Origin of the sequence: Photorhabdus sp. S10-54, from assembly GCF_963878145.1 — a bacterium.
Lineage (GTDB): Bacteria > Pseudomonadota > Gammaproteobacteria > Enterobacterales > Enterobacteriaceae > Photorhabdus > Photorhabdus kayaii.
Window position 1 is genome coordinate 1 of sequence record NZ_CAWNXG010000094.1, and the last position, 4,408, is coordinate 4,408.

Sequence of the window (4,408 nt, forward strand, 5' to 3'; positions counted from 1 at the left end):
GTTCTGCGTGAGTTTGGAACATTTTACCGTACCTCAATGAAATAGTTATTACTAAGATCAGCAAAATAGAAAAAGATTCAAAAAAATCCCCCGATTTTTTATCAGGGGATTTGTGTATGAAAGACAGCTATGGTATGGGGTGCGTTTGGAATTCGGAAAATATTGTACGGAAAGCCTGTTTTTTGAACAGGCTACACTATCGCAATAGGATGTACCCCCACGCAATACGCCGCTTGTCCGGTATTTCTCCAAATGCCATAACCTAAACATGATAACTTAAAAGCGATAGCCATGATGCTAAATCAATCCGTTACGCACATCCACTAAAAAAATAATGCTAATGTATGCATACATTAACATTGATCAATTGTCTTACGTGCTTTCTCTTTTTTGATCGCCCTGATCTTACCGCGGTAACCCCGTTTCACCTTTTCAATATCCACAAGAGTAGCCGCCCAGTAGTTATGCGCAGCCAGCCGGTATCTGCTGGCGAGCACATCAATTGTATCCGGCGAACTGTGTTCACTCCGGCGTACACGCTGCCTATCACCAAAGACGTCCACAATAAGCCACTGGCTGCCTTTGCGGCCAAACAGACTGTGACACAGACGCTTGACGACCAGCGGGGTCAGATCCAGCTCGTTCTCCAGCGCGATATAGAAGATGAAACAAAGCATCTGGGATGTCTTGTAGTTTTTGACGGCTGCGCTCAGACGCGCTGCCTGCTGTGGCGCTTCCCACTTGTCATCACTGTATTTTGTAATTTCTTCCTGGTAATCAGACGCTAATTGCTTTATTGAGTAGCAATGATATTTGTTAAAATATCGCATAGCCTGGCATACCGATTCTTTTAGATCCTTTGCCATAAAATACCTTAATTAATGCTAATGTATGCATACATTAGCATTAATTAATTATCTGAACAACTTTATTAAAGGCCGAAGGTGGTTAACCTACGGCCTTAGCTACGTTTCCGCCACTTCATCATGCGAAGAAGGTTCGGATCAGCTCCAGAAGCGCGATTAACGCTTTCAGAACCATGATTGCTTTATCAATAAAAGCGCCCATGCGTTTCTCCAGATTAACTGGAGGGAGACACCGTTGTTTACTCTTACACTGCCTGTCACAACGGCTTTCTCATTACCTGGCTGACCAGTTGGAAATCACCGTTTTACATTACCTATTATGAATATACGTCTAAGATGAGTTAAAGGTTATTTGGCTATCGTAGATAGGCTGGCTAAAAATAGCAATTCACGATGTAAGTTGGCTACCCAATTTTTGGCTATTTAAATTAACCGTTTAACGGTGTTTACTGCTCCATTGCTCCCGAACCCCCTAACCACTGCAAATGGAGGCATTGTTTGAATTTTATGTCAGTTTTATTTTTTCCGCCTGTTTAACATGTTTGTCATTGTCCCGATAATTAAAGATTAGATAAATATTATTAACGGTGTAGGTAAATAAATTATTTAATGTATACCCTTCATCTTTCAAGTGGCTGCTTTCACTCACCCCAGTCACATAGTTATCTATCCTCCTGGGATTCGTTCACTTGCCGCCGCGCTGCAACTCGAAATCTATTAGGTATAAATGTATTGTTGAATTAAATTATTTGTTTTCTTAACTTAAATTGGATTTATATAAATTTTCTGTGTTCCAATATTTCATATTGAAATTGCATTAAATCAATATGCATGATGTATATCACAAAAAAGTAAATGGCTTAATGCCATTTAATTCAAGGTGACTTATACTGAAAATGCTATGCTTCTCATGTTCTATTTTTTTTGGAATAGACAATCTATAGAAGCCTCAATGGTCTAACCCATTGAGGCTTCGCCATTTATGATAATGAAAATAAATAGAATTGGACCCGATTTACCTATTCCGCTATTGAATTAATAGTGAAAACGGTTAGATTGTAAAACCTTTAATATATTCTAAAATGGTTCAGGGAAAGTGATGGCCGATACCGATAAAAATGATAAGAGAAAGAAAAGTCAAAAACAATCCAGTCAAGTCATTTTATTCCTTACAAAACGACATATGATTTACGTTTAAATACAAGAGAATCCAATTTAATCAACATACTGATGCAGGTCCAGGGCTATGAATATGGCTTTTTTACGGTGTTAGGAGTCCGCCCTTTATCGCAAAGGGGTAACCATAAAAACAGTGCCATCTATGTCGTGCGATGCCGATGTGGTAAATATGCTGTCAGAACACTCAAGGCGATCAAAAATCCGGCTAATGTTACTGACATGTGTGAGCATTGTCTTCACTTGTACAACATGAGGCGCAGGAAAATCTTTCACACTGAAGGAAAAGATGTCGATTTGTCAGAATTAAGCGGCATTAAATATAAAAATCCTTTAGAAATTAAAGAATAATATTGCGCAACAGGATCAATGGATGTCAATGATTTCAGCTTCCACCGTTGAATACGTAGTACCCCCGGTCGGAGGGTTTGAAGATCGCTATTCACCTTAACGTCTTGAGTGAAAAACAATCATGTTGACGTTTCATATTCATAAGAAGGAGAATAATCGACTTGGTTCGGGTAAATTTTTTACGGAGAAGGGCGCTACCTGATTTATCCTGGCAGTGGATATGAAAGGTATGTTTGCCGAGAGCGATACCGATAAGTATCATGTTATTCATGGCGATGGCCTCATGTAAAAGAAATCACCTTGTCAAAATACGCCTACAAGGGGAGGGTGACCATCCCATTAAGTATGGGGCACTACATTGGTGTTTATGCCGTTATAGGGGTTTAGGGAGCAATGGAACAGAAAACACCGTTAAGCGGTCATTTTAAATAGCCAAATTAACTATATTCATCTTGGACGTATATTCATAATAGGTAATGTAAAACTCATAATTATTTGATTTTATGAATATTAGCCATTCTATTTAACCACTTATCAGTACTTATGGTTCCGTTGCTCCTCAAACCCCCACATCCACTAAAAAAACAATGCTAATGTATGCATACATTAGCATTAATTAATTATCTGAACAACTTTATTAAAGGCCGAAGGTGGTTAACCTCCGGCCTTAGCTACGTTTCCGTCACTCCATCATACGAAGAAGGTTCGGATCAGCTCCAGAAGCGCGATTAACGCTTTCAGAACCATGATTGCTTTATCAATAAAAGCACCCATGCGTTTCTCCAGATTAACTGGAGGGAGACACCGTTGTTTACTCTTACACTGCCTGTCACAACGGTTTTCTCATTGTTAGATGAAGAATGACTCCCTCCCGCCAGAGCACTGAACACAGCACCACCTGTTTGTTCAGCCAGGACTTTAAAATCGTTCATACCCAACGAAATGGATAAATGGCAGGAGAGCCACAAAACAGTGCTAACTTGCTGATTATACCCGCTTGTAGCCATACATCCACTATTAACCGAATGTGGTTGCAAAATATGCCTCAAGGGATATAATTAAGACGTTAGATGAAGAATGATTCCCTCCGGTTGGAGATACCAACTCCGCACTGGAACATAAAGAACCCGAAAACCAATCGGGTTTTTTTACGTCTGTAGTTCATCAAATTTTTTTGTTCATACCGTTCAACGCGGATGCGTTGACCAACTGCTCAATGCCGTCGCCGGCGTTTCCGCGTAGTTAATATTTTCAATAAGTTAGTTATTTTTTTCGTAATAAATAAGCGTCAATATTTTTGAATCGTTTAACGGATTACGTGTGCTGCGTGAAATCTGAGGAAACGGAAATTATCCAGTTTCATACTTTTTGATAGATTTAAATTCGACCAAATCGTTCTATTCGTTTATATTGTTTGAATCATAACATTATTCAATTAAGTGTAGTGTTTGAAAATAGATAATTACTTAATTATCTCACCAAATCAATGCTCTAATCCGCCTAGAATTAAATATATAAGGCGGATTCGACTAATAAGCTACCAACTTGGATTATTAAGTGGAGAGTTAAATAATGTCAGAAAATAAAAAACATGTGCACGCTGAACAAATGATGCAGTATGCACAAGATGCTTTTAAAACAGATAAACCTTGGCTGCTTTGGGAAATGTATGATGATGCCAATGAATTATGGGAAGATATTCTTCATCACCCAAACTGGAATCCTGATTTTAAATATCGCCGTAAGCATGAAATGATAACAGTCGGTAAAATTAGTTTTCCAAAGCCGATTGATTATGAGTTAAAAGAGAGGGACAGATATTTCACTGCAAGTTCTGACGGGGTGGGGTATTTTGTCTGGAGAGATGATAATGTTGATTATTATTATTTAACCTGAGTTCTGGTTAAGCCGTCACTAATATGTCCATTTCTGAGCGGGAGATATTCAGTGACGGTTTGTTCTCTTTGAAACAATAAGCGATTAGCCCTCCTAACACATTCAACATGAATCCCTGT

Annotated in this window: 5 protein-coding genes and 2 pseudogenes; 1 reads left to right on the forward strand and 6 read right to left on the reverse strand. The window is 38.7% G+C overall.

The genetic code is table 11. The features are described from left to right. Positions 1-353 precede the first annotated feature (353 nt). The 5 genes and pseudogenes from AACQ83_RS23380 to AACQ83_RS23390 form a co-directional block, all read right to left on the reverse strand. Positions 354-866: a hypothetical protein gene (locus AACQ83_RS23380; protein ID WP_112879796.1), complete on the reverse strand. Its 513-nt coding sequence runs from the start codon at positions 864-866 to the stop codon at positions 354-356. Between the two features lie 118 nt (positions 867-984). After that, positions 985-1,068 carry a damage-inducible type I toxin DinQ gene (gene dinQ / locus AACQ83_RS24840; protein ID WP_369094838.1) on the reverse strand — a complete coding sequence of 28 codons (84 nt, stop codon included), beginning with the start codon at positions 1,066-1,068 and terminating at the stop codon, positions 985-987. A gap of 1,485 nt (positions 1,069-2,553) precedes the next feature. Then, a pseudogene (locus AACQ83_RS23385) lies at positions 2,554-2,664 on the reverse strand (IS110 family transposase); the annotation flags it as partial. Positions 2,665-3,083: 419 nt separating this feature from the next. Then, a complete protein-coding gene (gene dinQ, locus AACQ83_RS24845; RefSeq protein ID WP_370446090.1) occupies positions 3,084-3,167 on the reverse strand; it encodes a damage-inducible type I toxin DinQ in 84 nt (27 codons plus the stop codon). Continuing rightward, a complete protein-coding gene (locus tag AACQ83_RS23390; protein WP_112879797.1) occupies positions 3,131-3,400 on the reverse strand; it encodes a hypothetical protein in 270 nt (89 codons plus the stop codon). Before AACQ83_RS23390 ends, dinQ (AACQ83_RS24845) begins: the two co-directional genes overlap by 37 nt. A gap of 565 nt (positions 3,401-3,965) precedes the next feature. On the opposite strand from AACQ83_RS23390, the gene AACQ83_RS23395 reads away from it, so the two are divergent. Then, on the forward strand, positions 3,966-4,289 hold the full coding sequence (locus tag AACQ83_RS23395; RefSeq protein ID WP_112879798.1) for a hypothetical protein: 324 nt from the start codon (positions 3,966-3,968) through the stop codon (positions 4,287-4,289). Between the two features lie 7 nt (positions 4,290-4,296). On the opposite strand, the pseudogene AACQ83_RS23400 reads toward AACQ83_RS23395, so the two are convergent. Next, a pseudogene (locus AACQ83_RS23400) lies at positions 4,297-4,408 on the reverse strand (IS982 family transposase); the annotation flags it as partial.